A 26,298-nucleotide genomic window follows, 5' to 3' on the forward strand; every position below is an offset into this window, starting at 1 on the left:
CGTTTAATGGAGTTGAAGATGAGTGATCTGACCCCCCGCCTTAATAATGCTTCCCGCAGAACAGCCGCAAGAACACTGTACGCTGTACAGCCAATTATATTGCAAAAACAAGTTGTGGTCACAGGAGGCGCTGGTTTTCTGGGGTCGCATCTTTGCGAAAGGCTGTTGAATGCAGGTCACCAGGTTACCTGTGTAGATAACTTCTCCACCGGCAGCAGACAAAACATTATGCATCTGCTTGGCTATGATAGTTTCAATGTCATTGAGCATGATATTGTCGATCCACTCGATATTGATGCGGATGAGATTTATAATCTGGCCTGTCCGGCATCGCCGCCGCATTATCAGGCTGATCCTGTGCACACGACGCTGACCAGTGTTTTAGGTGCGCATCATTTGCTGAAACTTGCTGTCCGGCGAAATGCCCGTATTTTTCAGGCATCCACGTCTGAGGTATATGGCGATCCGCATATTCATCCGCAAGTTGAAACCTATTGGGGCAATGTGAACCCCTTTGGCCCGCGCGCCTGTTATGATGAAGGCAAGCGCTGTGCAGAAACCTTGTTTTTCGATTTCCATAAATCCTTTGGCACTGAAATCAAAATTGTGCGGATTTTTAATACCTATGGACCGCGTATGCGGCCTGATGACGGTCGTGTGGTTTCCAATTTCATTGTGCAGGCGCTGAGAGGCGAGGACATCACTATCTATGGTGATGGCAGTCAGACCCGTTCATTTTGCTATGTTGATGACCTGATTGAAGGTTTTATCCGCATGATGGCGGTAGGTGCGCATGTGACCGGGCCGGTCAATCTTGGTAATCCGGCTGAGTTCACCATTGGTGAATTGGCAAATGCCGTGATTGCGCTGACAGGTTCGCGCTCAGCCATTGTCCATCACGCACTGCCTGTTGATGACCCGCGTCAGCGCCGTCCCGATATCACGCTTGCAGGGCGGGAGCTGGACTGGCAGCCAAAGACACAGCTGATCGAAGGGCTGGAAAAAACAATCGCGTATTTTGAAAGCCTTCTCAGCCACTCCGGTTATAAGTCGTGGGAGATGGCCTGATGAGCGCAAAACGTATTCTGATCACAGGTGGTGCCGGTTATATCGGAAGCCATACAGCCAAACTTCTGAAATCCAGAGAGATAGAGCCGGTTGTTTATGACAATCTGTCCACGGGCAATCGTGCTTCAGTGCGTTACGGCCCGCTGATACAGGCAGATATTCTGGATACGATGCTGCTGACAGAAACCATTCTGCGCTACATGCCTGTTGCTGTTATTCATTTTGCGGCATCGGCCTATGTCGGGGAATCTGTGGAAGATCCGGCTAAATATTACCGCAACAATGTCTGCGGAACTCTGTCCCTGCTTGATGCCTGCCGTGAGACAGGGCTGGATAAGATTATATTTTCTTCCAGCTGTGCCACTTACGGCGTGCCTGCAAATCTCCCGATTGTGGAGACATCAGCACAGGTGCCTATTAACCCCTATGGTCAGACTAAGCTTATCGCCGAACATATGCTGGCAGATTATGCGGTTGCTTTCGGGCAGCGCTATGTGGCTTTGCGGTATTTCAATGCCTGTGGTGCTGATCCTGAGGGTGAGTTGGGGGAATGGCATGAGCCGGAAACCCATCTGATCCCGCGCGCGCTTCTGGCTGCGGCGGGAAAAATTGATCAGCTGGAAGTTTTCGGCGATGACTACGACACAGAAGACGGCACCTGTGTGCGCGACTATATCCATGTGTCCGATCTCGCTAGTGCGCATGTGCTTGCTTACGACTATCTTGCAGGCGGGGGCAGCAATCTTGCCGTTAATCTCGGCACCGGACGCGGGTCTTCTATCCGCCAGATACTCGGAGCGATTGACCGGGTGACAGGGCGTCAGGTTCCTGTTGTTATTCACCCGCGCCGTGCTGGTGATCCGCCGGTTCTATATGCCGATCCGGCTCTTGCCCGCAAAACACTCGGTTTCGAGCCGCAATATTCCGATCTCGACACCATCGTGCGCACAGCCGCTCCTTTCTTCGGTCTGGAGGCAAGAGCATGAATAAGCTTGTCAAATCTGGCGCAAAACCATCTGAACCACAGGATGAACCGCTGCTGGTGCCTGCATTGCAGGGCTTCCAACGGGCAGAATATATTTTTGGTGTTGCGGTATGGTTTGCGGCTTTTGTCTATTTCTGGGTCTGGTGGTTGCAGCCTGACCACCATGTCAGCACTTTCGGAACGATTATCACAACCGCTGCCTTGGGATGGCTGACATTGCTGCCAGCCTATTTTCTGGTCATGTTCTACTATGCGGTTAAGCCTGTCGGTGCTTTGCGGATACCGCGGGGCAGCCGGATTGCGATGGTTGTGACCAAGGCGCCGTCTGAGCCTTTTGCAATTGTTGAAGAAACGCTGCTGGCAATGCTTGCTCAAACGCAGCCGCATGACACATGGCTTGCCGATGAAGATCCTTCACCGGAGACACTTGCTTGGTGCCGTGAACATGGTGTTTTCGTATCAACGCGCAAAGGCCGCGCTGACTATCACCTGCAGACATGGCCGCGCCGGACGCGTTGCAAAGAAGGTAATCTGGCATTTTTCTATGATCATTACGGTTATGAACGCTACGATTTTGTGTCACAGCTGGATGCCGATCATGTTCCGGAGCCGGATTATCTTTACCAGATGCTGCGTCCCTTTGCTGATCCTGCGGTCGGTTATGTCTCTGCGCCGAGTATCTGCGATCGGAATGCTGTGGAAAGCTGGTCGGCACGGGGACGCCTCTTTGCAGAAGCAAATTTTCATGGTTGCTTGCAAGCAGGTTATAGCGGTGGTTTCGCGCCGATGTGTATCGGTTCCCATTATGCTGTGCGCACCACAGCACTGAAGGAAATCGGTGGCCTCGGACCTGAATTGGCTGAAGATCACTCCACCACGCTGATGATGAATGCCTATGGCTGGCGTGGTGTCCATGCGATTGATGCCATTGCACATGGCGATGGACCGCGCACTTTCGGTGATTTGGTCACACAAGAGTTCCAGTGGGCGCGCAGTATTGTGATGATCCTGCTGCAATATTCCCCTGGCCTGATCCCTCGTTTGTCACCGCGTTTGCGTTTTTCATTTTTGTTCTCGCAATTTTGGTATCCGCTGTCTTCGCTGCTGACGGCAACACTCTTTGCTATGCCGGTTATTGCGCTCGTTCGCGGTCAGCCCTTTGTCGCTGTTACATATCCTGAATTTCTGACACATTTTCTGCCGCTTTCATTAATCTTGCTGGTCTTTGCCTATCGCTGGCGGGCAACCGGAACATTCAGGCCTGTAAATGGCCAAGTTCTGAGCTGGGAAAGCATACTCTTTCTGCTCGCCCGCTGGCCTTGGGCGCTGGCAGGGACACTTGCAGCATTGCGTGACTGGATGACCGGATCTTTTGTGGATTTCCGTGTCACACCGAAGGGGACATCAGAGGTCGACCCGCTGCCTTTCAGGGTACTGGTTCCTTATGGGATCATTGCACTTGGCTCTGTTTTTGCGGTGCTGTTTGTGACGGATGCCGGTGAAAGCCGCGGCTTTTATCTCTTCGCCATTTTCAACAGTGTGATTTATGCGGTGCTGATGATCGTTGTGCTCGTGCGGCACAGTCTTGAAAACAAAGTGCGCATGACCTCGGTCTATTACCGGTCAGCAGTGCTGGCAACGATCCTGTCTCTCGTCGTTTTGCCAGGGATTGCCACAGCAGAGCGCGGCCGTGAGAGCCTTGAGGTTCTTGCTCTGGGCGCAAAACACGTCCGTCTTTTCGATGAACGCTATTTGGTTTCTGGCGCAGGTGTTGGCGGCAGCTCGCTGCGTATCACTATCTTCAGACCGCATTGGCGTTCGGAAACATCAACAACAGAAGAAACTCAATAAGGGAGGCGCCTTACGGCGTTGCAGATCATGAAAATTACAATGATCGGAACCGGATATGTCGGCCTCGTCAGTGCGCTTGCTTCGCACATTGGGGAAATGATGTGATTTGCGTCGACAAGAATGCCGCTAAAATTGCCGGATTAAATCAGGGTATCTTACCGATATATGAACCGGATCTGGACCGGCTGGTTGAAGACACCCGCAAAGCCGGACGTCTGTCCTTCACCTGTGATCTGGCAATGGCGGTCAAAGATGCCGACATCGTGTTTATTGCTGTTGGCACGCCGGCACGCGCGGGGCACGGCGATGCAGACCTTTCCTTCGTCTATATGGCTGCCAAGGAGATTGCGCCTTTTCTGGCAGAAGGCGCAGTTGTTGCCGTCAAATCCACAGTACCGGTCGGCACAGGCGACGCGGTTGATAAAATCATCGGCTCTGTGCGCCGCCGCGGCAGTTATTCCGTCGCTTCCAACCCTGAATTCTTGCGCGAAGGCGCAGCAATCTCCGACTTTCTCAAGCCGGATCGTGTGGTGATCGGCGTAGAAGATCCACATGCGCAGGCTGTGTTGATGCAGCTTTATCGGCAGCCGCTTGCTGTTTATGACATCCCTGTTGTTATCACCAGACGCCGCACATCCGAACTTATCAAATACGCGGCCAATGCTTTTCTGGCGACCAAGATTACTTTTATGAATGAGCTGGCAGACCTGTGTGAGCAGGTTGGCAGCGACATCAGTGATCTGGCGCTGGGGATTGGTCTTGACCGGCGTATCGGGTCGAGTTTCCTGAATGCCGGACCGGGCTATGGCGGTTCATGTTTCCCGAAAGATACGTTGGCACTGCTGCGTACTGCGCAGGATTACGGTGTTGCCCTGCGTGTGGTGGAGGAAACGGTTACTGCCAATGAAGCACGCAAACGCAAAATGGCGCTGAAAGTGCTGGAGGCGGTCGGCGGTGATGTTGACGGGCTGACAATTGCGGTTTTGGGGCTGACCTTCAAGCCCGATACCGATGATATGCGTGAAGCACCGTCCGTTCCGTTGATTGAAACCCTGCAGCGTTTCGGGGCAACTGTACGGGCGCATGATCCGGTAGGTATGCCCAATGCCGCACAAATGCTTGAAGACGTGACGCTGGTTGATGACCCTTATGAATGTGCGCGTGGCGCAGATGCGGTTGTCATTGTGACGGAGTGGGAGTGCATACGCCGGCTGGATCTTTCACGGTTGAAGGGCGTCATGCAGTCACCGGTCTTGATTGATCTTCGCAATGCATTTGCGCAGGACGCCGCGGAAGCTGCGGGTTTCCGCGTAACAATGATCGGCAAACCTGCCCGAAGCCACAAGGATGCGAATTTTATCGCGGCGACAGAGCAGGGTGCAAATGCGGGCATTTCACCGGTGCGACTGCCGGAACCGGGACAACAGAGAGGTTCAGGTCATGGTCAGAGATAACACATATTCCGCCGCAGATAAGCGCAGCCTCCGCACGGGTAAATGCGGTTTCCTGCTGGCGGTACTTACAGGCATGAGCATGCTGGCAGCACAAGCCGGAGCCGCAGAACCGGTGGCCGTGCCTGCCAAGGCGAAAGCGATGACAGCGTCAGAACTGTATCTGCTTTATCGCAATAAAACGTGGCTTTGGTCCGACGGTGCAGGACGTTTGCAGGAAGACGGACGCACATTCATCGGCTGGTCGGGCACGGGAGCAGATACCCGCTGGGCCGAAGGGCGATGGGTGCTGAGTGATACAGGCCTGATGTGCCTGAAAGCAGACTGGCACGGGCCTGCTGCAATATTGCCTAATAAGACCTGTTTCAGACATCGCATTTATGAGGGCACGATTTATCAGAAAAAAGAGCCCTCCGGCAGTTGGTATGTTTTTAAACATGCCACGACTGAAGACGGTGACGAGTTTAAAAAGCTGGTTGCTGAGGACACAGTGAGTACGCGACTGGCGATGCAACAGCCGCACATGAAAAATAACGCAAATGCAAATCAACCACCGCTCTCTACGCAAGCTCCGAACGGTGCAAATTGAGGTAGGAGAAAGACAATGAGCAAAATATTAAAAATAGTTGCATTGTCATTTGTCGGGGCCATGTTGTCCGGTGCTGCGTATTCCGCAGGCAGCACGCCTCTTGGTATCCCTGATAATACATCTGCAACTGCGGATCAGCCATCCGCAAAGCGTCCGGTGATTACACCGTCCTCTATCGGCTTTGGTGCCTATGATCCTCACGGTGATTTCGGGGATGATAAAAACTCAAAAGTCGAACATCTGTTTCTGCCGTGGGAAGATGTCGAACTGGCCTCGCTGACGCTTGCTGATGAGTATGCGCTCAAGCGTGGCCGCACACTGCTGATTTCCGTTGAACCCTGGTCATGGTCGCCGGATTGGCGCATTTCCTCGCCGCAGCTTTTGCAAAGCATCCTGAGCGGTGAGCGTGATGTCTATATGGCAAAAGTCTGCACGGAAGCCGCAAAACTAAAAAGCCCGATCATTATCCGCTGGGCACAGGAAATGGACGAAACAGATAACCAGTTTACCTGGGCGCACTGGAAGCCTGAAGAATATGTTCAGGCCTATCAGCGTATGGTGCGTATCTGCAAAGAACATTTACCATCTGCAAAATACATGTGGTCACCAAAAGGCAATGAGGGACTGCAGGCATTTTATCCGGGCGATGAATATGTGGATATTGTAGGTCTGTCTGTGTTCGGATATCAAAAATATGATCAGGCAAAGAAAGGTAAACCTCTGAGTTTCTCTGAGAGCTTAGCGCCGGGATATCAGCGTGTTAAAGGTTTTGGCAAGCCTGTCTGGGTTGCTGAGTTGGGCTATGACGGCGATGCATCCTATATCCGTGACTGGGCTGAAAATGTCGCCAAAAACCATCCCGAATTTCCTGATCTGAAGACTGTGGTCTATTTCAATGATCGTGAAGTTTATCCTTGGCCTGATGGTTTCGGGAAGCCTGAATGGCGAGTTGTGAATGCGCCTACCAACTGAACGCGTGCTATTGAGCCTTAAAGGGAGGCGAATATGTCAGTTTTGCGTACAATAGCAATCATAACTGCGGTGGCCGGTGTTTTGAGTTTTAATATGTCAGCAGGTTTTACTGCTCAGACAGCATCCGGTGCTGACACGGCAAAACCGCTTAGCAGTGCTGAAATCTACCGGATCTACGGGAATAATTCGTGGATGTGGAAGGATGGCGCCGGTTACTTCGCTGTTTCAAAGCGGCAGTTCAAAGCCTGGTCCGGAAGAGGCAGCAATGCCTCTGTCGGGAGCGGAATCTGGTTTATTACTGATCCGGGAAAACTATGTTTCCGTGCAACCTGGCATGAAAGAGGCGGCACCGTTCCGGCGACAACCTGCTTTAGTCATCGCGGGAGTAACGGCGTTATTTATCAGCGCCGTGAACCCGGCGGTGACTGGTATGTCTTTAAGAACGCCCCTGTCAGAAAAGGCAATGAAATCACCAAATTCCGTCGGGGCGATTATGTGAGTAGACGCGTGGATCAGATGATGCCGAATATGGCATCCAACTAACCCCCGCACTGGACTGGCGACAGATATTAATATCTGTCGTCAGCTCCGGTTGAAACAGCGTGTTTTGCTGCCAAATCCGCTTGGTGTGCAAATATGCGGAGCGCGTCCCAGATAAGCTGAAGAAGCGACTTTTGTCGTCCGCTTAGCGCTTGCCCGTTCTGTGCTGACTGCGCGCGGGGCGCTCTCAGAACGGGTTGTTTTAATAACATCCGCCTGCGTAACAACATTTCGTTCTGCCGGCAGGCTGTAGCCAACTTTGGTGACAGATGACGATGTTGTTTGTGCAACATTGTAGTTTGTGCTGCACCCTGCGGCGGCTAAAGCACCTAAAAGAGCAACAACTGTGAAACTGCGTGTCTTGATATGATGAAAACCGGAGAATGACTTTGCCGGAGAGAAATGCATATGCCTGAACCTCTTGTTCCGATGCAGCGACACGGAACGTATAGATGAAATAAATTAATATGACGTGGAGATGCGTCTGAAAATTAATTTAAGGGATTATTAATTTAGCGCTGCGGAATTCGGCCGGTCTATACAACGTAAACGGGAAAAACCCAAACATTTTTTCAAGGTTTTTGGGTTTTTGTCCGTTTGTGAATTGCGGCAAAAGCGCAGAATAGCGGGATAGTGGTCGTAATTTTCGAGCTTTTCAGGTTGTAAAATGAAGCCTGTGAAGGTTGTATTTCCCAGAAAAAACAAAGAGCTGCTCTGTGGAGTTCGGTTTACCGGAACTGTGCTTTATCCTGCGACTTATAATGTGGGCAGGATAGCTTGTTTCAGCTCTTCCATAATGCGGTTTATCAGGTCTTCCTGCATGTTCTCCAGCGGCATATTGAAGGAAATTGCAACATTAACCCGAAAGGGATTCTGTGTAGGAAGCGGTAACCCCAGCCCGCCTACGCCCGGCAGATAATAGCCCATATTGATGGCATAACCGCGCTCAAGCGCCTCATCAACTTGCTGTCTCACGACATTGACATCGACATGGCGCACGGCAGGATACCGGCAATATCGTTCGGCATTCGCTTCGAGAATGGCTTCCCGTTCTGCTTCTGGCAACGTCGCCATTAGTGCAACGCTGCCGGCTGCAATGCCCAGCGGCATTCTCTCACCAATACCGAATTGCTGTTGTGGCAGAATAGAGCGGCTTATCATTTCAGCGCAGACGGCATCAAAACCGGATTGGGCAATGATGTAAGTCGTATAGCCGGTTCGTTTTGTAAACTCGGTCATACCCGGGTGCAGTTTCTTAATTTGCGGCGTGAGGCGTTGCTGACGCTGAGCCAGCAGAAAAATAGCTGAGCCCAGCCGGTAATGGCCATAGCGCTCTGCGGCCTCAGCAAAACCTTGCTCTGTGAGGGCCGTCAAAGTCCGGTGTGCAGCAGGTTTTGTCACATCGAGCGACTTGGATATCTCCGCAAGTGAGGCTCCGTCTTCGCCGTAATCTCCGAGCAGAAGTAGAATGTCCAAAGCGCGCGATGCATTCGAGGATGAATTATTTGTTACCATAAAGAATCTCATAATTCCAATAATCGGAATATTTATACAATATAATTCCGTTTAAAGAAATATGTTGACAGTAACTGTTTTTTTAGCTGTCATTAGGCGAGAAGAACACAATAATTTCGTGACCATAAACTGACAGGCAGGACCCACGGCTGAGACAGCCGGATGGGGACAGAAAAATATTTGCTGCTTTTACGGTGACGGGAATCTCGGAGGGGAGATGCTGTCTTTTGTGACAAGGAGGCTTGGCTTCGCAGCCATTACTCTTTTCAGCGTATTGACGCTGGTCTTTTTGCTTGTGCGTATATTGCCCGGTGATCCTGCTTTGGTTTTGCTCGGAGATCAGGCAAGCCCCGCCAGTATTGCTGCGGTACATCAGAAACTCGGGCTTGATAAGCCGGTTATCGTACAATACGGCCATTTTCTCTGGGATGCGCTACACGGCAATCTGGGTAACTCCATGATTACCGGCAGACCTGTCTCGGATGAAATTCTCAATGTTCTGCCCTATACGCTGGAACTCACATTTGCAGCGCTTGCGCTGGGAATTGTGCTCGGCGTTCCTGCGGGTGTATGGGCCGCTGTTCGGCGCAATAAAATGCCGGACTACATCATCCGCTTAATTTCTCTGCTTGGTCTTTCTTTGCCTGCATTTGTTGCCGCTATTTTATTGCTGATGGTGTTTGCTATTCAGCTGAAATGGTTTCCGGTGATTAGTGCGGGTGGCGCAGGCGGAATTTTGGAGCGCCTTCGCCAGATGGCTTTGCCGACACTGGCACTGGCGCTGATTATGATGACCTACATCACCCGCGTTACGCGCTCTGCCATGCTGGAAGTTCTCAGTCAGGACTATGTGCGCACAGCCCGTGCAAAAGGGGCGTCGCAATTCAGCGTGGTCTGGAAACATGCGCTCGGCAATTGCCTTGTGCCGATTGCCACGGTGGTGGGGCTGTATCTCGGCATCCTGATCGGTAACTCGGTGCTGACTGAAATCGTGTTTTCCCGACCCGGTCTTGGCAAGCTGATTTTATCTGCACTGACCCAGCGCGACTATACTCTGCTGCAGGGCATGATTGTTGTCTACACCTTCATGGTTGTCATCGTGAACCTTGTGACAGACCTGACCTATGGCCTGCTTGACCCGAGGATTCAGTATAAATGAGTACAGTTTCCACACCTCTCGAAAAAACCGCTTTCAGCTCAGTGATGCCGTTTCTGCGCCGCCTAGGCATTTCAACATGGATCGGTATCATCGTTGTTCTGTTGCTGGTCGGAGCTGCAATCTTCGCCCCGCTTCTTGCACCCTATGACCCTGCGGAGCAGGATATTTTCAAACAACTGATGCCGCCAAGCGCTGAAAACTGGTTTGGAACGGATAATTTCGGACGGGATATACTTTCCCGTTTGCTATGGGGCGCGCGCTATAGTCTGACGATCGGTTTGCTCGCCATTGCCGCTGCAACAATTATCGGCACACTGATCGGTATGATTGCCGGATATCTGGGCGGGCGCACAGATATCATCTTCATGCAGATTATGGATGTTGTTCTGGCCTTTCCGTCGCTTATTCTGGGACTGGCGCTCGTTGCGCTCATGGGAGCAACGCTGACCAATATCATTATCGCGATCGCCTTCACTGCCACGCCTGCTTTTGCTCGTATTGCGCGTGCGGCAGTGCTGACGCAGCGAGACCGTGAATATGTGCAGGCCTGCCGTTCAATGGGATTTTCAGGGCCGCGTATTTTGTTCCGACATATTCTGCCGGCAATTCTCCCTGAGGTTATGGTCATGACCTCACTCTGGATGGCAACAGCGGTAAGAACAGAAGCCTCTCTGGCCTTTATCGGCTTGGGACTGGCACCGCCAACACCAACATGGGGCGGTATGGTGCGTGAGGGTTTTGATAATATTCTCAGCGCTTTTCATCTGGCTTTATTTCCAAGTCTGGCAATTCTCCTGCTCGTTCTTGCTTTCAATCTGATCGGCGACGGGCTGCGTGATGCGATTGATCCGCGTTTGAAAGATGCATCGTGATGAAAAACAATTCTATTTTGTCGATCAAAGACCTGCGGATTTCTTTCGGTGCTGTGCCGGTGGTGCATGGTCTTAATCTTGAAATCGAAGCAGGAAAGACACTGGCGCTTGTCGGGGAATCCGGCTCCGGAAAAAGTGTTACCTCATTGGCGGTTATGGGGCTTTTGCCTGAGGCGACCGGCCATGCAAAGGGATCGGTCAGACTGGGCGATACAGAACTGCTCGGTTTGTCTGAAAACCGGATGCGCAGTATCCGTGGCAGCCAGATCAGCATGATCTTTCAGGAGCCGATGACATCGCTCAATCCGGTACAGAGGATCGGCGATCAGCTGGCAGAGGTTATTCGCTTGCATCGTGGCTTAAAGGGCAGTGCGTTGCGTGAGGCTGTGCTCGAAATGCTGCGCAAAGTACGCATCCCTGATCCGGAAACACGGATGAAGCAATATCCGCATACTTTCTCCGGCGGCATGCGTCAGCGTGTTATGATTGCAATGGCGCTGGCTTGTAATCCTAAGCTCATTATTGCTGACGAGCCGACGACCGCGCTGGATGTGACAGTGCAGGCGCAAATTCTGGATCTTTTGCGTGAACTGCAGCGCGAAACCGGCACGGCCATATTGTTCATCACTCATGATATGGGCGTGGTTGCGGAAATGGCCGACCATGTTTTGGTCATGCAGAACGGGCGGGAGATTGAGCGTGGTGAAGTCCATGAAATCTTCTCAAATCCGAAAGACGATTACACTAAAACTCTGATCGCAGCGGCACCCAGTCTGGTAGGCCGCAATCGCCAGACGGATATGGCACTGCAACCATTGCAGGAACTTCCTTTAACGGGCGCAGAGGCGGGACAGGCAGAGCAACCTGTTATTGTGGTTCGCGATCTCAGCGTGCGCTTTCCCGTGCATTCAGGCTTATTGAGCCGGCTAACCGGCAATGTTCATGCTGTTGAGGATGTGTCTTTCGCAATTCATAAAGGGGAGACACTGGGGCTGGTGGGCGAGTCCGGCTCCGGTAAATCAACCATTGGTAAGGCGATTATTGATCTTGCGCCGGTCCACGCAGGAACCGTGCAACTCTGTGGCCGTGAGATTGATTATAAGGATGCGAAGAGCCTGTCATCTTTGCACCGCGATGTGCAAATGATTTTTCAGGATCCGTTCGGCTCTCTCAATTCCCGGCAGACCATTGGTTCCGCAATTATAGAGCCAATGAGTGTACATGGTCTTGCGAAGGGCAAAGAGGCGCAGGAAAAGATGAAATGGCTTTTGGAGAGGGTCGGGCTTGATCCGCGCCGCTCCGGCAGTCTGCCGCACGAGTTTTCAGGTGGTCAGCGTCAGCGCATTTGTATTGCACGGGCGCTTGCGATGTCCCCTAAACTGATTATTGCCGATGAGGCGGTTTCTGCGCTTGATGTGGCAATCAAGGGGCAAATCATTGAGCTGATGATTGATTTGCAGCAGGAATTCGGTGTTTCCTATCTTTTCATAAGCCATGATATGGCCGCGGTTGAGAAAATCTGTGATCGCGTTGCGGTGATGTATTTCGGCGAAATCGTGGAAATCGGCACCAAAACAGATGTGATCTCCAATCCGGTGCATCCTTACACGCAGCGTTTGTTGTCCGCGATCCCGGTTACTCATCCGGCACAGAGACAGCCGCGGCTTGTTTCCGCTTCAGATCGTGAAAAACCACGCAGTCCGTTGAAACCGTTGAATTACACCCCGCCGGAAGCCCGCTGGGCCAGAGCATCTGACGGGCATTATATCCGGCAATCTGCATGATGCGTAAGAATGAAATGAAGGCAATAATTCCATGCATATAATTGACAAGCTTGCGGTCTTTGCCGCCGGATATCCTGCAGGACAACTGCCTGCTGACGTAAAAGAACAGGTGAGATTGCTGCTCCTGGATCTGGTTGCTGCAACCGGCGCCGGTTTCAACTCGGATCTGGCAAAAGCTGCGCGTTATGCTGCGATCCATGCCTATGGCGGCAATGCGGCGTCGCTCTGGCTGGCAGGAGCCACATCTTCGGTTGCAGGTGCCGCTCAGGCAAACAGTGCCGCCGCCAGCGCATTGGATATTGATGACGGCCATCGTGGTGCTGCCGGACATGCCGGTGCGGGTGTTATTCCGGCGGCTCTGGCTGTCGCCGAGGCGCTGGGCAGCACGGATGAGGAAATCTATGATGCTATAGCGCTTGGCTATGATGTTGCACTGCGGGTGGCAACATCCAGACCTGCAGCAACGATTGAGAGCTATAATAGCGGCCGCTGGGTTGGCTATGGCGCAGCCGTGGCTGCAGGGCGGCTTTTAAAACTCAATGCACAGGCAATGGCTCATGCACTGGCAATCGCGGGGGCGGAGAGACCCGCCGGTTATCCTGCAGGTACGTCGCGTTATCAGGGAACAACCGTTAAGGAGATGATCCCGCCGGCTGTCGTGGCAGGTATCACAGCCGCCTATCGCGCAGCGGCAGGCGGCACCGGCCCCCGTGATGTGCTGGACAATCCGGAGAAATACGATCCGGCAATTCTGCTGACGGATTTGGGGCAGCAATGGTGGCTGATGCAATGCTACCTGAAACCCTATGCCTGCTGCCGGTATATGCATGCGGCAGTTGACGGAATTCTGAAACTTCGCAAACCGGAACAACCGGTTATCTCACTGAAAATAGAGACATTTCCTCAGGGTTTGCGTTTGTCTAACGAGCGGGCTCCGATGAGCCTTGAGAGCGGACAATACAGTTTTTACTTCAGTTGCGCGCTGGCAGCGCTGAAGGGAGAGGCTGCCCTTCAGCCGGTTAATCCGGCTGATCTGTCCGATCCGCAGGTTTTGGCTTTGGCTGCGCGAATTGAACTTGAGGCAGCCGGCGATTTTTCATCTTCTTTCCCGAAGACAACGCCGGCCCGCGTTTCGCTGGATCAGGGGCAGGGTGTTGAAACCATTGAGGTGCTTTATCCCCGCGGGGATGTGGCCAATCCGCTTGGTTATGATGACATCGTTACAAAATTCCGGCGGATCACAGCAGCTCAGATACCTGCTGCCGGTCAGAAGCTGCTGCTTCAGGCATTTGCAGACATGCCACAGGCAGGTTTCGTGCCGGTGCAGTCAGTCCTGAGCAGGCACATCATACAATAACAGAGGAGGAGCATAAAAATGTACAGGGTGTTATTAAAAACCGGAGCGCTGGCGGCATTCATGGCCTGTTCGGCATTGGTAGCCACACCGGCTTTTGCTGCAAAGACTGATCTTGTATTGGGAGCAGCTGCGGCAGATGTCGGCAAGCTCGATCCGCATTTTGCCAATTCGACGTCCGACCGCACGCTTGTCGCGTGGATTTTCGGCGGGTTGGTGCGTTTCGCACCGGGCAGCACAGATCCTTCAACAATCGAGCCTGATCTTGCAGAGAGCTGGGAACATTCTGCAGATAAAATGGAGTGGACTTTCCGCCTGCGGAAGGGTGTGCAGTTCCAGCATGGTTATGGTGAGGTGACAGCCGATGATGTCGTCTTCTCGCTGAATAAAGCAGGAAAGCCGGATACATCTGCGTTTTCAACGGATTATGCTGCGCTGAAAACGGTTGAAGCCGTTGATCCCTATACGGTCAAAATTACACTCGCGAAAGCTGTGCCAAGCCTGCTTGGCTTGGTGTCGAATTACTCTGGCGGCTTTATCCTGAGTAAAAAAGCCTATGAGGAACGTGGCGAAGAGTTTCAGCGGCGTCCTGTCGGTTTCGGGCCATTTGCTCTTGAGAAAATCGAACCGGGTGTCTCAATTGAGTTTAAAGCGCATGATGGATATTTCCGCGGCAAGCCAAAGATCGAAAAGATTACTTATCGCTTCCTGAATGCTGCATCGGCACGCGATCTTGCGTTTATTGCCGGAGAGATCGACGTAGCGGCCGGTACAACCGATCAGAAATGGTTGGCGCGCACGCGTGAAGTGCCGGATTCAGTAGTCGATATTTTCGATCCTGCCGAATTGACGCTTTTGCATGTGAACCGCACGAAAAAACCATTTGATGATATCCGCGTTCGGCAGGCGCTTGCCTATGCTGTCAATGCCGGACAGATGGCGCAGTTCCGTGGCAAGGAGTTTACACGTCAGGTTAAATCTGTAATCCCGAGTAACAATCTTGGGTATACGGAAGAGGCGGGCGTTGTCTCCACTGATACGGACAAGGCCAAGGCATTGCTGGCAGAAGCCGGTTATCCGGACGGTGTTACAATCAAGATGCTGTCCAGCCAGCTGCCAAGTCTGGAACAGTCTGCGCAGATGTTGCAGGCACAGGTTGCCAAAGCGGGCATCAAGTTGGAGCTTGAACCGGTTGAACATGCAACATGGCACCAGATGATCCGCAAGGATCTCAGCCCGATTGTGATGTATGGCGCGGCACGTTTTCCGGTTGCGGATTATTATCTGACGCAGTTTTACCATTCAGACAGCATTGTCGGTAAACCGACAGCGGTCACCAACTTCAGTCACTGTGCCGTTGCCGATGAGCAGATTGTAGCTGCTCGTTCGGAAGTTGATCCGGATAAGCAGCTCAAGCTCTGGCATGAGGCGCAGAAGCTGATTGTTGCTGATGTTTGTGCAATTCCGCTCAATGAAACTGCACAGGTCTGGGTTCGCAAGAAAGCGCTGGACTGGGGCTTTGAGTTGAAAGGCTCATTGTCGCTCGGGCCGCTTGTGACCGAGCAAACACATTTTACCGATTGAAACCGTGCGCGGCTGGTTTGAAGCCAGCCGCATTTACTGTGGTTTGAAAATGTCAAAACTAACTTATCCTGATTATTCCAATATTTGCGGATGGAATGCCATGCTTCCGCCGCGTAGTCCGCGTCCGCCGCTTGATGGTGATGTTACCGTTGATTATGCGGTTATCGGAGCCGGTTATACCGGTCTGGCGGTTGCCCGTCGGTTGCGGGAGCTCCGGCCGGATGCCCGCATCGCGGTTGTGGAGGCGACAACTGTTGGCGAAGGGTCGTCTGCGCGCAATTCCGGTTTCACCGGCACCGATGTTCTGCCGCGTAATATTACGGTTGAAATGTCCGAAAAGGCGCGTCTGCAATCACAGCTTTTTGCCGATGCTTTTGCGTGGCTGACAGATATTATTCGTAACAATAATATTCAGTGCGACATGCAGCAGGTGGGTGCAATTCGCGGTGCCGCAACTGAGCGCGGTGAGGCTTCTGTGCGCTCGGTTCTTGAGGTGGCCAAAAAGCTGGGTGTTGCCCATCAGGAATTGTCGAGACAGGATATTGCCGACAGGATCGGAACTGATTATTACCGCTTCGGCCTTTATCTCGCTGATACATGGTTGCTGCAGCCCGCAGCGTTGATCCGTGGTTTGGCAGACGCACTGCCCGCAGATACCGAGCTATATGAAAATACACCGGTTGAGCGCATTGAGCATCAGGGCGACTGGATATTATCAACACGTTCAGGGCAGATCAGAGCGAAGAAAATTGCCTTGGCCAATAACGGCTTTATCCGGCGGTTCGGTTATCTCAACAGCAAGATGACGACGATTTATACCTACGCGGCGGTAACGGAATCCGTGCCGGAAGCGGACAGGGTGCATCTTGGACGCGATCAGTCGTGGGGTCTGCTTCCGTCCCATCGTTTAGGCACGACTTTGCGCCGTATCGGCTCAGACCGGCTGATGGTGCGCAGTCTTTACGCCCATGAAAAAGAACTGGGGCAAAGCTTTGTGGAAGCAGAGTTGCGCAACCGTTTTGAGCGCCGCTGGCCGGATTTGCGCCATGTGAAATTTGAATATGTATGGGGTGGAACGACGGCGCTGACAATGAACGGCGCACCTTGGTGGGGTAAGCTTGAAGATGGGCTTTACGCATCCGGCGGCTGTAATGGCAGCGGCATCACCAAGGGTACGATGCTCGGACGCCACCTTGCGGAACTGATGTGTGATGCAGGGGATCATGCAATGCTGGAGCAGGTGATGGGACAGGCCAGTTTTATCGCGCCGGAACCGTTTCGCAGTATCGGTTTTCGTGTGATATCCGCAATTGAAAGCCGTAAAGCCGGTCTCGAAATCTGAAGTGAATGAGGAACAAATGAAACTTGAACGTGCAGATATTAATGCCCGCCGCAGCAGGTTGGTGAAATACAATGGTGTTTGTTACCTGTCCGGTCAGTTCTCTGATAATGACGGCACAATCGAAGAGCAGACCAAAGAAACGCTGGGCAAAATTGATGAGCTGCTAAAACGTGCAGGCAGCGACAAATCCCGCCTGCTTACGGCTGAGATATGGATCACTTCAATGGCGGATTTTGCAGGCATGGATCAGGTCTGGAAAGACTGGATTGCCCCTTATGCACCACCGGTCAGATGTTGCTGTGCCGTTGAACTGGGCGACCCTTCGATGCGCGTCGAAATTATGGTGAGTGCAGCGACCGGTGACGTTGAGCTCATTGAAATTTAACGGGATTGGGGATTCTAATAAGACGGGCAGGTCACATATCTGTGGCTTTACCGATCAGCATAACTGCCGGATGTATCTGGCAGTTATCAGATGCGAAAATGGGGAACGTGCTGGCAGGGCAGGATATAATGCAGCTGTCACTGCGGGGCACCATGTGGCTTCAAAGGTTGTCATGCAGCGTGGTGCTCTAATCCCGATGGAAACAGTTCGTATATTATAATATCTTATCCAAAGATAATGTATTGCCTGTTTATAAGCTTATATTGATGGGTATTAATATTCATGGTAATTACGTCAGCCTTTTATTTGTGGCTGGGGGGCATCATTTTGGATTTAACGAGGAAAGCGCTTGCGAATGCTTGCGCGAAAAATCATACATCTGTTAGCGATTACTTTGTTGTATTAGCTAAATATAAAACAAGTAAAAAAACGAACAATAACGATAATTTAGATAGTCAAAAACGTGTCAGGAGATTGCTTGGATCTCCACCGTTTTTTCAGCTGAAAAGCACGACGGCCTTGCCGTATTTATGTGCGTTAGGGCTCGTTTCAGCCCTTGTGAGTCTCTCCGCAACTCCCGCATCACAGGCCGCAGATCAGACTTATAATGTGAATGGCGGGGATACTCAGAATATTAATTCAGATATATCCGGTCCTGATGGTTTGATAAAAACAGGCGCCGGTATTTTAGATCTGAGCCAGACAAACAGTTATACAGGCCAGACACTGGTTGAAGCCGGAACGCTGAAACTGACCCGTTTAGGCCGTATCGCGGAATCAAGTGCTGTGATTGTGAATGGCACATTTGACACGTCTGGTGCTGATTCCGCAAAAATTAAAAATCTGTCGGGCTCAGGACAGGTTAATATCGGTAACAAGTCGCTCGCCATTACGAATGCGAATGGTATCTTTTCCGGTACATTCAATGGCACGTCTGCAATACAGCTGGAAGGTGGCACGCAGATCCTGACCGGCGAGAATACCTCTGCCGTAAGTGCCAGTATTACTTCCGGTGCTACTCTGCAAATCGGTAACGGCGGTACAGCAGGTTCGTTTGCCGGTGATATTACGAATTACGGTGCTGTTGTTTTTAATCGCTCTGACAATACAGTTTATGGCGGTGTCATTACTGCAAATGGTTCTTTTGCCCAAGTCGGCAGCGGCACATTGATCCTGACCGGTAATAGCAGTACACGCGGCAATGTCACAATCGGAACCGGCAGTACTTTGCAAATCGGCAATGGCGGCGCATCAGGCTGGATCGGCGGGGGAAATGGTTTCGCCGGCTCCATCGCGAATAACGGGTCTCTGATTTATAACCGCTCGGCAAGCGAGACCTATAGCGGTGTCATTTCCGGTAGCGGATCGGTCACACAAGCGGGGACCAGTGAGCTTAGCCTGAGAGGTGCTAATACTTATCACGGTGACACCATCATTACCGGCGGTGGTAGTGTGAATGTTACCGCAGACAATAATCTCGGCCAAGGTGGCATTACGCTTAATAATGGTAAGCTAACGGCACAAGCATCATTCTCTACAAATAAATATATTACGCTGGCAGGTAACGGTACAATCAATACCTTAGGAAGCTCCGTGTTATCACTGGGAAATGCTATTTCTGGTGCCGGTGGTCTGACCAAAGAAGGTGACGGTAAGCTGGAGCTTAAGGCGCGCAGTACTTATACCGGCCAGACAGTGATCAATAGTGGCACGCTTGCTCTTTCGGGGCAGGGGAGTGTCGCCTCATCAAGCGGTGTTGTAGTTAACTCAACATTTGATGTTTCCGGTGTCACCGGCACACAGGTTAAATCTCTCAGCGGCAGCGGACAAGTTACGCTTGGTGGTGCTTCCTTTCAGATTAACGATGCTTCCGGCGTTTTCTCCGGTCGGTTTAACGGTACCGGTACTGTCTCGGTTATGGGCGGAACACAAGTTCTGACCGGCGATAATACTGCGGCAACATCATTTTCAACCGGTGCAAACGGTGTTTTGCAAATCGGTAACGGTGGAGCCGGCGGCTCGGTTACCGGTAATATAACCAATGTCGGGGCTGTCGTTTTTAACCGCTCTGACACTACGGTTTATGGCGGTGTCATTACTGCAAATGGTTCTTTTGCCCAAACCGGCAGCGGTACATTGATCCTGACCGGCAATAGCAGCACACGCGGCAATGTCACAATCGGAACCGGCAGCACTTTGCAAATCGGCAATGGTGGTGCATCGGGCTGGATCGGCGGCGGAAATGGTTTCGCAGGCTCTATCGCGAATAGTGGTACACTGGCTTATAGCCGGTCTGACAAGGTTGTTTTTACCGGCAATATTTCCGGTAGCGGCAGTGTTAACCTGCTAGGCAGTGGTAATGTGATTTTCACCGGCGCAAACAGCTATACCGGTAATACAAATATTATGAATGGCTTGCTGACGGTCGACGGGTCTGTCGCACATTCAGCGCTCACCACTATTCACAGTGGTGCAAAGCTTGGCGGAACCGGCACACTTGGCAATACGGTTATTGCTTCCGGTGCAACACATACGCCGGGTAATTCGATCGGTACGCAGACAATTGCCGGTAATTATACCAATGCCGGTATTTTGCAGATTGAAGGCACACCGACAATTACAGACCGCTTAAACGTAACAGGCGATGTGGACATAACCGGTGCAACCCTTGATCTGGTTTTATCTCCGGCCAATGCTGCCAACTGGCAGGTTGTAAACGGTCCGTTCACGCTGATTAATAAGCAAAGTGCCGGTGCGGTTACCGGTCAGTTTGCAAGTATCCGGAACAATCTGGTTTTCCTTGATCCGACTGTGAACTATGCGGGCGGCGACGGTAATGACGTGTCGCTGAAGTTGCAGCGCAATGATATTAAATTTGCGAGCTTAGGTCGTAACTTCAATCAGATTGCCGTAGCAAACGCCTTGGATGGACTGCCGCATAGCAGTGATCTGTGGCTGGCTATGGCTATGACGAGCAATGCAGATGTTGCGCGCACAGCCTTAACCCAGTTGTCGGGTGATGTGCATGCCTCATTGCCTGTTGTTCTCATCGAAGACAGTCGCTTCTTGCGTGAAGCTGCGAATGATCGTTTGCGTCAGGCTGCAAAAACCGTTGGCGGAGACGCGACCTCTGTTGCAACCGGAAATACGGATGCGAATTCAGGCATAACTGTCTGGGGACAGGGCTTCGGATCATGGGGTGTCTGGGATGCCACGTCCAATAATGCTAAAATGGATCGCTCTGTCGGCGGTATGTTTATAGGGGCGGATACCACATTCAATAACTGGCAACTCGGTGTTTTAGCCGGATATTCTCATTCATCCGTTGATCTGAAGGATATGCCATCTTCAGCCAAGGCTGATAATTATCACCTTGGGCTTTATGCAGGAACGCAATGGGATGCCGTTGCATTCCGGACAGGTCTTGCTCATACTTGGAATGATATTGAAACCAGCCGTTCAGTGAACTTCCCCGGATTTTCGGATAGTCTGGACGGAGATTATCGTGCTGGTACGACGCAGGTCTTCGGCGAGCTGGGCTATGGCATCTCAGCGGGTGCCTATCAGTTCGAACCTTTTGCAAATCTGAGTTACGTTCATATCAACCGCAGATCGTTTTCGGAGGCCGGTGGTCAGGCTGCATTGTCTGTCGGATCACAATCTCTGGACACAACATTTACAACGCTTGGTCTGCGTGCGGAAACTGTTTTTGATTTGGGCGGCGTGAGCACAAAAGCACGCGGTACGCTTGGCTGGAAACATGCTTTCGGCGATACAGATACATTGTCATCGCAGGCTTTTAGCGGCGGCAGTGTTTTTGATATCAGCGGTATGTCTGTTGCAAAAGACGTGGCTGTTGTCGAAGCTGGACTGGATTTTGCCCTGACAAAGAATGCCACATTCGGACTTCTCTATTCCGGTCAACTTGCCAGCAAAGCTAAAGATCAAAGCTTTAAAGCCACATTGGCAGTTAAGTTCTGATCCCAAACAAGAAGGAGCCCTGTCGCGAATGGCAGGGCTCCGATTTTTATTTTGATAAAATATTAAATTTACTGATCAGATCAGAAGAAGCATTTCAGGCTTTTCCCGCGTCCATCTCGTTTGCTGCGGCTTAATTGAACGCGGCCTTTGTCAGAGATCCGCCAGCATCGCGGAGTTCGCATATGAGAGGCTGATATATATGATGCTTAGATGTTTTTCAGAAGTCGCTTATCTCCGAGAGAGAGCTCTAATCTTTATCCGCTGAGGCCATATCGCACGTCGTTTCCTCGTTGCCGCATATCCCGCGAAACCACGCGCGATGCATGGGTTGCGTATTGTGACTGAGTGCGGTGAGCCGCCCATCCTCTTCACGATGAAACTTGGTCCGAAAATCGATCAAAACCCATTGGCCGTTGCAGGCGATTACCTTTTCGATGTCCCCCATATCACTTGCCCGGTCATCTTTGAGGTCTGTGAGCTTAGTGGCGCTAGGTTGCGGGCTCTCGAAGCCGCGCGCGGACTGAATGCGGAAGCGGACACTGTCTGCGGGCACCCAGCCTGACTTGACTTCGGTATGAGCCAATCTGTCCGTCGTTCGGGCATTGTATACGTCGGATATATTGTCGATCTGCAGCCAACCGTTCACTGAGCCGGTAATGTCAAAACGCACACTGTAGATGCGGTCACCATTCGCGCTGTTGTTGGCAGTAAGAGGCAGTTGTCCGATAATCGCTGCATCCATAACCGGAGCACTGCGAACCTGAATTTCCGCACCAAAATCATTATTGGTCCAGCCATTGATCGAGCATGATGTCTGCACGGACAATGCGTCCTCTGCATTGGACGGCACAGCTAATACGAGCAAGATAGAAGTGAGACAAAATCTGATAATATTCTTCACTATGCCTCCTTCATTCACCCGCATGCAGGCTTCCGCATCATAATGCACTTTTTTACTTGTACGCACTCTGAGAGGAACAGCAAGAAGCAAAGTATCGGCGCCGAAGATCAGCTTTAACGTGGTCGCGTATTGTTGTGCCGAAGGTTTATATGAAAATGACGGGCATCAATTTGAGCGCCATTTTTGAAGTCATCGATTTTTCGACAGTGAATGTAAGTGTTGAAGTTTTTCTTGTTACATAATCGTAAAATTCATTGGAACAAATATAAGTCCTGTCAATATAGTGATGTAGGCAACAAGCATGAAAATCATAAAGAACAAATACATAATTCACCTGATAAATTGTTTTAATTAAAAAACAAATTTAACATTACCGCAACATTGCGATTTGTAATGTTTCGAAGAAAAATTATGAAAACGAAATTTTGTAAATATAGATGCTGTAATGTTGCCGCAATGTAAGAAGGCCAATCTGCTCCGGAATTAACATTTCAATATTGGAGCTATTAGTAGCGTGGGACAGCATAGTAAATTTCCAAAGCTCAGCAGATGGGTTGATACAAAAAATAAAGTTAAAATAATAAGCTTCTTCCCTCTCATTATAGTGTTGGGTGGTTGCGCGAATGTTCCCTTAAAAGAAGGTGGGACACTCACTTCGTATAGTAATTTAAGCCAGCCAAAAGGAAAATTTGCGAAGAAAAAACTGTATTTGAATGCCGGATTATTAAAAAAGGTGCGGACTGTTAGTATATTTCCAACGTCTTTTACTAGTTCAGCTGAAAAGCGTGTTGATAAATTGCATGATCGCATTTTGCTCGCAAATTCGATTGATCGGGCAATTTGCTATACTCTCAGTGAAAAATACAAGGTTGTTCCCTTTAGCGAGCCCGCCGATCTCACAGTTCGCACTGTTATTACTGATGTGGTGCCTACTCAACCAAGTATTGCGGGCGCTGCAAAGGTCATTTCTATCGGCAGTGCCTTTGCCTTGCCTGTCGGTATTCCGCGCTTGCCATTTGGTTTGGGCGGGCTGGCCGTTGAAGCAGAAGCTACGGATCAAAAGGGTGCTCAGGTTGCGGCAATCGTTTGGTCAAAGGGTGCGAACTCATTCACCAGCGAGGCGCGTGTGTCACAGGTGGGTGATGCCTATGATTTGGCTGCAGCTTTCGGTGCTGAATTTTCCAAATTGGTTATTGAAGGTAAAGAGCCGGGTAATTTTGATCTTCGCTTACCGTCAGGATATGAAATTCGCACAAAGCTGGGTGGCAAACCCGGATCAGCCCTGTGTAAAATTTTGGACGCAATCCGGGTGTTCTCGGTGCGATCGGTGCTTCATTCGGAGCACCTCCGTCATGGACAGATAAAGGCGCTAAATCGGCCTCTGTACCAAAGCAAACCGGCGCAGCTGTCCAGTCAACACCCTGACGGACATAAAAATTCATTGCTTGGCATCCATCCCGTAACGTTAGCGTAATGTTCAAATCGGATTTGACATAGGGGAAGATGGATAAACTTATTGAGGTATATTATGCGTATTTATTTTGCGGTAGGTCTCCTGATAATGCTGATGGGCTGTGAGACGACTAACTATAGAGGCCGTTGTAATGAATACGGATTTATTCCTGGAACTGATGCCTATTCGCAGTGTCTGCAACGTCTGGATATGTCGGACAAAGACCATCTGAGAAGAGTATATCAGCCTCCGGCCTATGGTGTTTCTCAAGGCGCTGCGCTCTAACGGCAGTTGCAGGTATTCACTGGCGTATTTTGATATACAATCAGCTGAGCTATCTTAAAAAATATGCTGACAATGTTCGTACTCGCAATATGCAATCAATTTGACCAAGCTCATATATGTGGCGGCCCATGCATATTCTGATAGTAGAAGATGATCATGAATTAGCGACCTCGCTGAAAGCGATGATGGAGGCATCCATCGGCGTTGCTGACACCTTTGACACGATTGCGGATGCAGAGACTGCTTTACGTACTTTCAAATTTGATCTGGCAATTATTGACCGTCATCTTTTGGATGGTGACGGTCTTTCACTGTTGCCCACGCTGCGGCAGCTTCGTCCCCGTCCTGCTACCCTCATATTAACAGCGCTGGATGACCCGACCGACATTGTGGCTGCATTAGACAAAGGTGCTGATGAATATGTCAGTAAGCCATTTGAACCGATGGAGCTTATTGCAAGAGCGCGGGCTGTGCTGCGCAGATACAATTTAGATGAAACAGGCTGTACGCAATTCGGCAATTTATCATTTGATCTTATAAACCGGTCAGCCATGATTGAAGGCAGCGTTTTAAACACTCCAAGACGGGAGCTTGCTATTTTAGAGGCGCTCATCAGACGGGCAGGCCGCGTTGTGCAGCGTGATAATTTAGAAGCGTCCGTCTACGGTATAGATGACGAGCTGGGCTCCAATGTTATAGATTCTCATGTGTCGAGGCTGCGGCGGCGTCTGCGGGAGGCTGAGTGTAATGTAACAATACGCACTATACGCGGTATAGGTTACATGCTGGTGCAAGAATGAAGTTCGCGCGCTCGATCGCTTTTCCGGTCTCTATCACGCTTGTTGTGGGCATGGTGCTGATGATGACCATTAGCACAATAATAACATTGGTGTTTTTATTGTTGACGGATAATGAGGATCGGCAAACTGTACCATTGGATATTATGGGAAAGCTTCTGCAGCACAGTCAAACATACGATCCGTTGGGACGGCTAACCCTTAATGTTGATGGTATACCTGCAAGTATTATTGGTTTTGCAGAGGAGCAATCTGATTTCTGGTATCTGCTGAGTGATGGAACTCAAACAATTACATATGGGGTTGTTCCCCCTTCAGCGCAGGAAATGCTTAATACGGTTTCAGAGCAGATATCCTCATTCCAGTTTTATTATTTAGCAGGAGACGTGCGATATCAAGGCCTGCGTCTTGTTGATGGCGTCAAACCCGGAGCATTTATTGCACTGGGTGGTATTTCATTCTCCGGCATACAAACGATCCTCGCGGCATTATGGGGGATAGGCCCTCAGGGATTGTATCACTTGCTTGGAAGTGTTCTGGTTCCAACAGCGACGATTGCAGCTATAACGATTAAACGTGTCATCGCATCGTCTGTAAAAAGGGTTGTAAACTCTGCCGAGCAAATTGATGGTTTGCCCAATGGCCGCAGGATATCAGACAGTGGCACGCCATCAGAATTAAAGCCGATGGTCGCTGCGTTCAATACGGCCTTATCGCGAATTGATAATGCCTTTGAAGCGCAACGTCACTTTCTTGCAAGTGTCTCCCATGAACTGCGAACCCCCTTAACCAAGCTGCGAATAAAGCTTGATCAGATAGAAAATGTGGCGACACGGGATGTTCTAATACGGGACGCAGCCCGATTGGCTTCAATTGTTACAACCTCATTGCAACTGGCTCGCTTATCCGGCCAGTCTTTAACTTTCGCTACAGTTGATATTGCATCCGCAGCGCGCATGATCGTTGCTGAACATGTTCCGGCGGCCATGAAGCAAGGCATGGAAATTGAATTTAAGGCACCTGAAGAGCGGATTGCAATTTCTGGTTCTGAGGCCGCAATTCGGGTGGCATTAGATAATCTGATCATTAATGCGCTGCGACATGCGCAGGGGACAGAAATACTCACGATTGAAGTGCTTCATCCCTGCATTGTGCGTATCACTGACAGGGGCCCCGGAATTCCGTATGCAGAGAGAAGCATAATGTTGAGACCCTTCGTGAGAGAGGGAATAATGCTACCGTTGAGGGCACTGGCATGGGGCTTGCTATCGTATCTCAGATTATGAGTGCCCATAACGGTTCGATAGATTTATCTGAGGCAATTGGCGGCGGTTTGGTGGTAAGTTTGACGTTTCCGCAATCATAGGCGCCAATAGCCAAGCTATTGAGTTTCAATGTTTTATTGAAATTATAATGATCACTAATGGTCC

The 26,298-nt window shown here is 50.8% G+C and carries 21 protein-coding genes and 1 pseudogene; 19 read left to right on the top strand and 3 right to left on the bottom strand.

Annotated elements, in window-relative coordinates; translation table 11 throughout:
• The first annotated feature begins 96 nt into the window (after window positions 1-96).
• The 7 genes and pseudogenes from P8H26_RS16920 (at window position 97) to P8H26_RS16950 (ending at window position 7,459) form a co-directional block, all read left to right on the top strand.
• Complete coding sequence (locus tag P8H26_RS16920) at window positions 97-1,068, top strand: UDP-glucuronic acid decarboxylase family protein (protein ID WP_374708321.1); 972 nt, start codon at window positions 97-99, stop codon at window positions 1,066-1,068.
• The gene (gene galE, locus P8H26_RS16925) at window positions 1,068-2,054 is read left to right on the top strand and encodes a UDP-glucose 4-epimerase GalE (protein WP_289634292.1); all 987 of its coding nucleotides are present in this window, start codon (window positions 1,068-1,070) and stop codon (window positions 2,052-2,054) included. Before P8H26_RS16920 ends, galE begins: the two co-directional genes overlap by 1 nt.
• Window positions 2,051-3,904: a glycosyltransferase family 2 protein gene (locus tag P8H26_RS16930; protein ID WP_289634293.1), complete on the top strand. Its 1,854-nt coding sequence runs from the start codon at window positions 2,051-2,053 to the stop codon at window positions 3,902-3,904. Before galE ends, P8H26_RS16930 begins: the two co-directional genes overlap by 4 nt.
• A gap of 27 nt (window positions 3,905-3,931) precedes the next feature.
• Window positions 3,932-5,358, top strand: a pseudogene (locus P8H26_RS16935) (UDP-glucose/GDP-mannose dehydrogenase family protein).
• A complete protein-coding gene (locus tag P8H26_RS16940; RefSeq protein ID WP_289634294.1) occupies window positions 5,345-5,944 on the top strand; it encodes a DUF995 domain-containing protein in 600 nt (199 codons plus the stop codon). The pseudogene P8H26_RS16935 and the gene P8H26_RS16940 overlap by 14 nt, the downstream one beginning before the upstream one ends.
• 15 nt (window positions 5,945-5,959) lie before the next feature.
• Window positions 5,960-6,916, top strand: a complete 957-nt coding sequence (locus P8H26_RS16945; protein WP_289634295.1) for a glycoside hydrolase family 26 protein — start codon at window positions 5,960-5,962, stop codon at window positions 6,914-6,916.
• A gap of 33 nt (window positions 6,917-6,949) precedes the next feature.
• Window positions 6,950-7,459: a DUF995 domain-containing protein gene (locus P8H26_RS16950; RefSeq protein ID WP_289634296.1), complete on the top strand. Its 510-nt coding sequence runs from the start codon at window positions 6,950-6,952 to the stop codon at window positions 7,457-7,459.
• Between the two features lie 39 nt (window positions 7,460-7,498).
• Here P8H26_RS16950 and P8H26_RS16955 read toward each other — a convergent pair whose 3' ends face one another.
• Window positions 7,499-7,864 carry a hypothetical protein gene (locus P8H26_RS16955; protein ID WP_289634297.1) on the bottom strand — a complete coding sequence of 122 codons (366 nt, stop codon included), beginning with the start codon at window positions 7,862-7,864 and terminating at the stop codon, window positions 7,499-7,501.
• Between the two features lie 348 nt (window positions 7,865-8,212).
• On the bottom strand, window positions 8,213-8,971 hold the full coding sequence (locus P8H26_RS16960) for an IclR family transcriptional regulator (RefSeq protein WP_289634298.1): 759 nt from the start codon (window positions 8,969-8,971) through the stop codon (window positions 8,213-8,215).
• A gap of 217 nt (window positions 8,972-9,188) precedes the next feature.
• Here P8H26_RS16960 and P8H26_RS16965 point away from each other — a divergent pair, with 217 nt between their 5' ends.
• The 8 genes from P8H26_RS16965 (at window position 9,189) to P8H26_RS17000 (ending at window position 21,432) form a co-directional block, all read left to right on the top strand.
• Window positions 9,189-10,130 (top strand): ABC transporter permease, encoded by a 942-nt coding sequence (locus P8H26_RS16965; RefSeq protein WP_289634299.1) that lies wholly within the window; start codon window positions 9,189-9,191, stop codon window positions 10,128-10,130.
• Window positions 10,131-10,174: 44 nt separating this feature from the next.
• Window positions 10,175-11,002 (top strand): ABC transporter permease, encoded by an 828-nt coding sequence (locus P8H26_RS16970; RefSeq protein WP_308446687.1) that lies wholly within the window; start codon window positions 10,175-10,177, stop codon window positions 11,000-11,002.
• Window positions 11,002-12,786, top strand: coding sequence for an ABC transporter ATP-binding protein (locus tag P8H26_RS16975; RefSeq protein ID WP_289634301.1), 1,785 nt, complete (start codon window positions 11,002-11,004; stop codon window positions 12,784-12,786). Before P8H26_RS16970 ends, P8H26_RS16975 begins: the two co-directional genes overlap by 1 nt.
• A 31-nt stretch (window positions 12,787-12,817) precedes the next feature.
• The gene (locus tag P8H26_RS16980; RefSeq protein WP_289634302.1) at window positions 12,818-14,143 is read left to right on the top strand and encodes an MmgE/PrpD family protein; all 1,326 of its coding nucleotides are present in this window, start codon (window positions 12,818-12,820) and stop codon (window positions 14,141-14,143) included.
• Window positions 14,144-14,161: 18 nt separating this feature from the next.
• Window positions 14,162-15,724, top strand: coding sequence for an ABC transporter substrate-binding protein (locus P8H26_RS16985; RefSeq protein ID WP_289634303.1), 1,563 nt, complete (start codon window positions 14,162-14,164; stop codon window positions 15,722-15,724).
• A gap of 49 nt (window positions 15,725-15,773) precedes the next feature.
• Window positions 15,774-17,066 (top strand): FAD-binding oxidoreductase, encoded by a 1,293-nt coding sequence (locus P8H26_RS16990; RefSeq protein WP_289634304.1) that lies wholly within the window; start codon window positions 15,774-15,776, stop codon window positions 17,064-17,066.
• Between the two features lie 16 nt (window positions 17,067-17,082).
• Window positions 17,083-17,451, top strand: coding sequence for a RidA family protein (locus P8H26_RS16995; protein WP_289634305.1), 369 nt, complete (start codon window positions 17,083-17,085; stop codon window positions 17,449-17,451).
• 663 nt (window positions 17,452-18,114) lie between these two features.
• Window positions 18,115-21,432 (top strand): autotransporter domain-containing protein, encoded by a 3,318-nt coding sequence (locus tag P8H26_RS17000; protein WP_289634306.1) that lies wholly within the window; start codon window positions 18,115-18,117, stop codon window positions 21,430-21,432.
• Window positions 21,433-21,679: 247 nt separating this feature from the next.
• Here P8H26_RS17000 and P8H26_RS17005 read toward each other — a convergent pair whose 3' ends face one another.
• Complete coding sequence (locus P8H26_RS17005) at window positions 21,680-22,333, bottom strand: hypothetical protein (RefSeq protein WP_289634307.1); 654 nt, start codon at window positions 22,331-22,333, stop codon at window positions 21,680-21,682.
• Between the two features lie 514 nt (window positions 22,334-22,847).
• On the opposite strand from P8H26_RS17005, the gene P8H26_RS17010 reads away from it, so the two are divergent.
• The 4 genes from P8H26_RS17010 to P8H26_RS18190 all read left to right on the top strand — a co-directional run bounded on the left by P8H26_RS17010 (window position 22,848) and on the right by P8H26_RS18190 (window position 26,234).
• Window positions 22,848-23,807 (top strand): DUF3313 domain-containing protein, encoded by a 960-nt coding sequence (locus tag P8H26_RS17010; RefSeq protein ID WP_289634308.1) that lies wholly within the window; start codon window positions 22,848-22,850, stop codon window positions 23,805-23,807.
• A 392-nt stretch (window positions 23,808-24,199) separates the two neighbouring features.
• A complete protein-coding gene (locus tag P8H26_RS17015; protein WP_289634309.1) occupies window positions 24,200-24,871 on the top strand; it encodes a response regulator transcription factor in 672 nt (223 codons plus the stop codon).
• On the top strand, window positions 24,868-26,154 hold the full coding sequence (locus P8H26_RS17020) for a HAMP domain-containing sensor histidine kinase (RefSeq protein WP_289634310.1): 1,287 nt from the start codon (window positions 24,868-24,870) through the stop codon (window positions 26,152-26,154). The genes P8H26_RS17015 and P8H26_RS17020 overlap by 4 nt, the downstream gene beginning before the upstream one ends.
• A complete protein-coding gene (locus tag P8H26_RS18190; RefSeq protein ID WP_374708322.1) occupies window positions 26,151-26,234 on the top strand; it encodes a hypothetical protein in 84 nt (27 codons plus the stop codon). The genes P8H26_RS17020 and P8H26_RS18190 overlap by 4 nt, the downstream gene beginning before the upstream one ends.
• Window positions 26,235-26,298: the final 64 nt, after the last annotated feature.

This window comes from Pseudochrobactrum sp. sp1633 (genome assembly GCF_030376605.1).
In the GTDB taxonomy this organism is placed as follows: domain Bacteria; phylum Pseudomonadota; class Alphaproteobacteria; order Rhizobiales; family Rhizobiaceae; genus Pseudochrobactrum.

What these genes read in the sequence shown, in the direction of transcription:
- galE (WP_289634292.1), top strand. Translation starts at nt 1,068, where the DNA reads ATGAGCGCAAAACGTATTCTGATCACAGGTGGTGCCGGTTATATCGGA.
- P8H26_RS16930 (WP_289634293.1), top strand. Translation starts at nt 2,051, where the DNA reads ATGAATAAGCTTGTCAAATCTGGCGCAAAACCATCTGAACCACAGGAT.
- P8H26_RS16940 (WP_289634294.1), top strand. Translation starts at nt 5,345, where the DNA reads ATGGTCAGAGATAACACATATTCCGCCGCAGATAAGCGCAGCCTCCGC.
- P8H26_RS16945 (WP_289634295.1), top strand. Translation starts at nt 5,960, where the DNA reads ATGAGCAAAATATTAAAAATAGTTGCATTGTCATTTGTCGGGGCCATG.
- P8H26_RS16950 (WP_289634296.1), top strand. Translation starts at nt 6,950, where the DNA reads ATGTCAGTTTTGCGTACAATAGCAATCATAACTGCGGTGGCCGGTGTT.
- P8H26_RS16955 (WP_289634297.1), bottom strand. Translation starts at nt 7,864, where the DNA reads ATGCATTTCTCTCCGGCAAAGTCATTCTCCGGTTTTCATCATATCAAG.
- P8H26_RS16960 (WP_289634298.1), bottom strand. Translation starts at nt 8,971, where the DNA reads ATGGTAACAAATAATTCATCCTCGAATGCATCGCGCGCTTTGGACATT.
- P8H26_RS16965 (WP_289634299.1), top strand. Translation starts at nt 9,189, where the DNA reads ATGCTGTCTTTTGTGACAAGGAGGCTTGGCTTCGCAGCCATTACTCTT.
- P8H26_RS16970 (WP_308446687.1), top strand. Translation starts at nt 10,175, where the DNA reads ATGCCGTTTCTGCGCCGCCTAGGCATTTCAACATGGATCGGTATCATC.
- P8H26_RS16975 (WP_289634301.1), top strand. Translation starts at nt 11,002, where the DNA reads ATGAAAAACAATTCTATTTTGTCGATCAAAGACCTGCGGATTTCTTTC.
- P8H26_RS16980 (WP_289634302.1), top strand. Translation starts at nt 12,818, where the DNA reads ATGCATATAATTGACAAGCTTGCGGTCTTTGCCGCCGGATATCCTGCA.
- P8H26_RS16985 (WP_289634303.1), top strand. Translation starts at nt 14,162, where the DNA reads ATGTACAGGGTGTTATTAAAAACCGGAGCGCTGGCGGCATTCATGGCC.
- P8H26_RS16990 (WP_289634304.1), top strand. Translation starts at nt 15,774, where the DNA reads ATGTCAAAACTAACTTATCCTGATTATTCCAATATTTGCGGATGGAAT.
- P8H26_RS16995 (WP_289634305.1), top strand. Translation starts at nt 17,083, where the DNA reads ATGAAACTTGAACGTGCAGATATTAATGCCCGCCGCAGCAGGTTGGTG.
- P8H26_RS17015 (WP_289634309.1), top strand. Translation starts at nt 24,200, where the DNA reads ATGCATATTCTGATAGTAGAAGATGATCATGAATTAGCGACCTCGCTG.
- P8H26_RS17020 (WP_289634310.1), top strand. Translation starts at nt 24,868, where the DNA reads ATGAAGTTCGCGCGCTCGATCGCTTTTCCGGTCTCTATCACGCTTGTT.
- P8H26_RS18190 (WP_374708322.1), top strand. Translation starts at nt 26,151, where the DNA reads ATGAGTGCCCATAACGGTTCGATAGATTTATCTGAGGCAATTGGCGGC.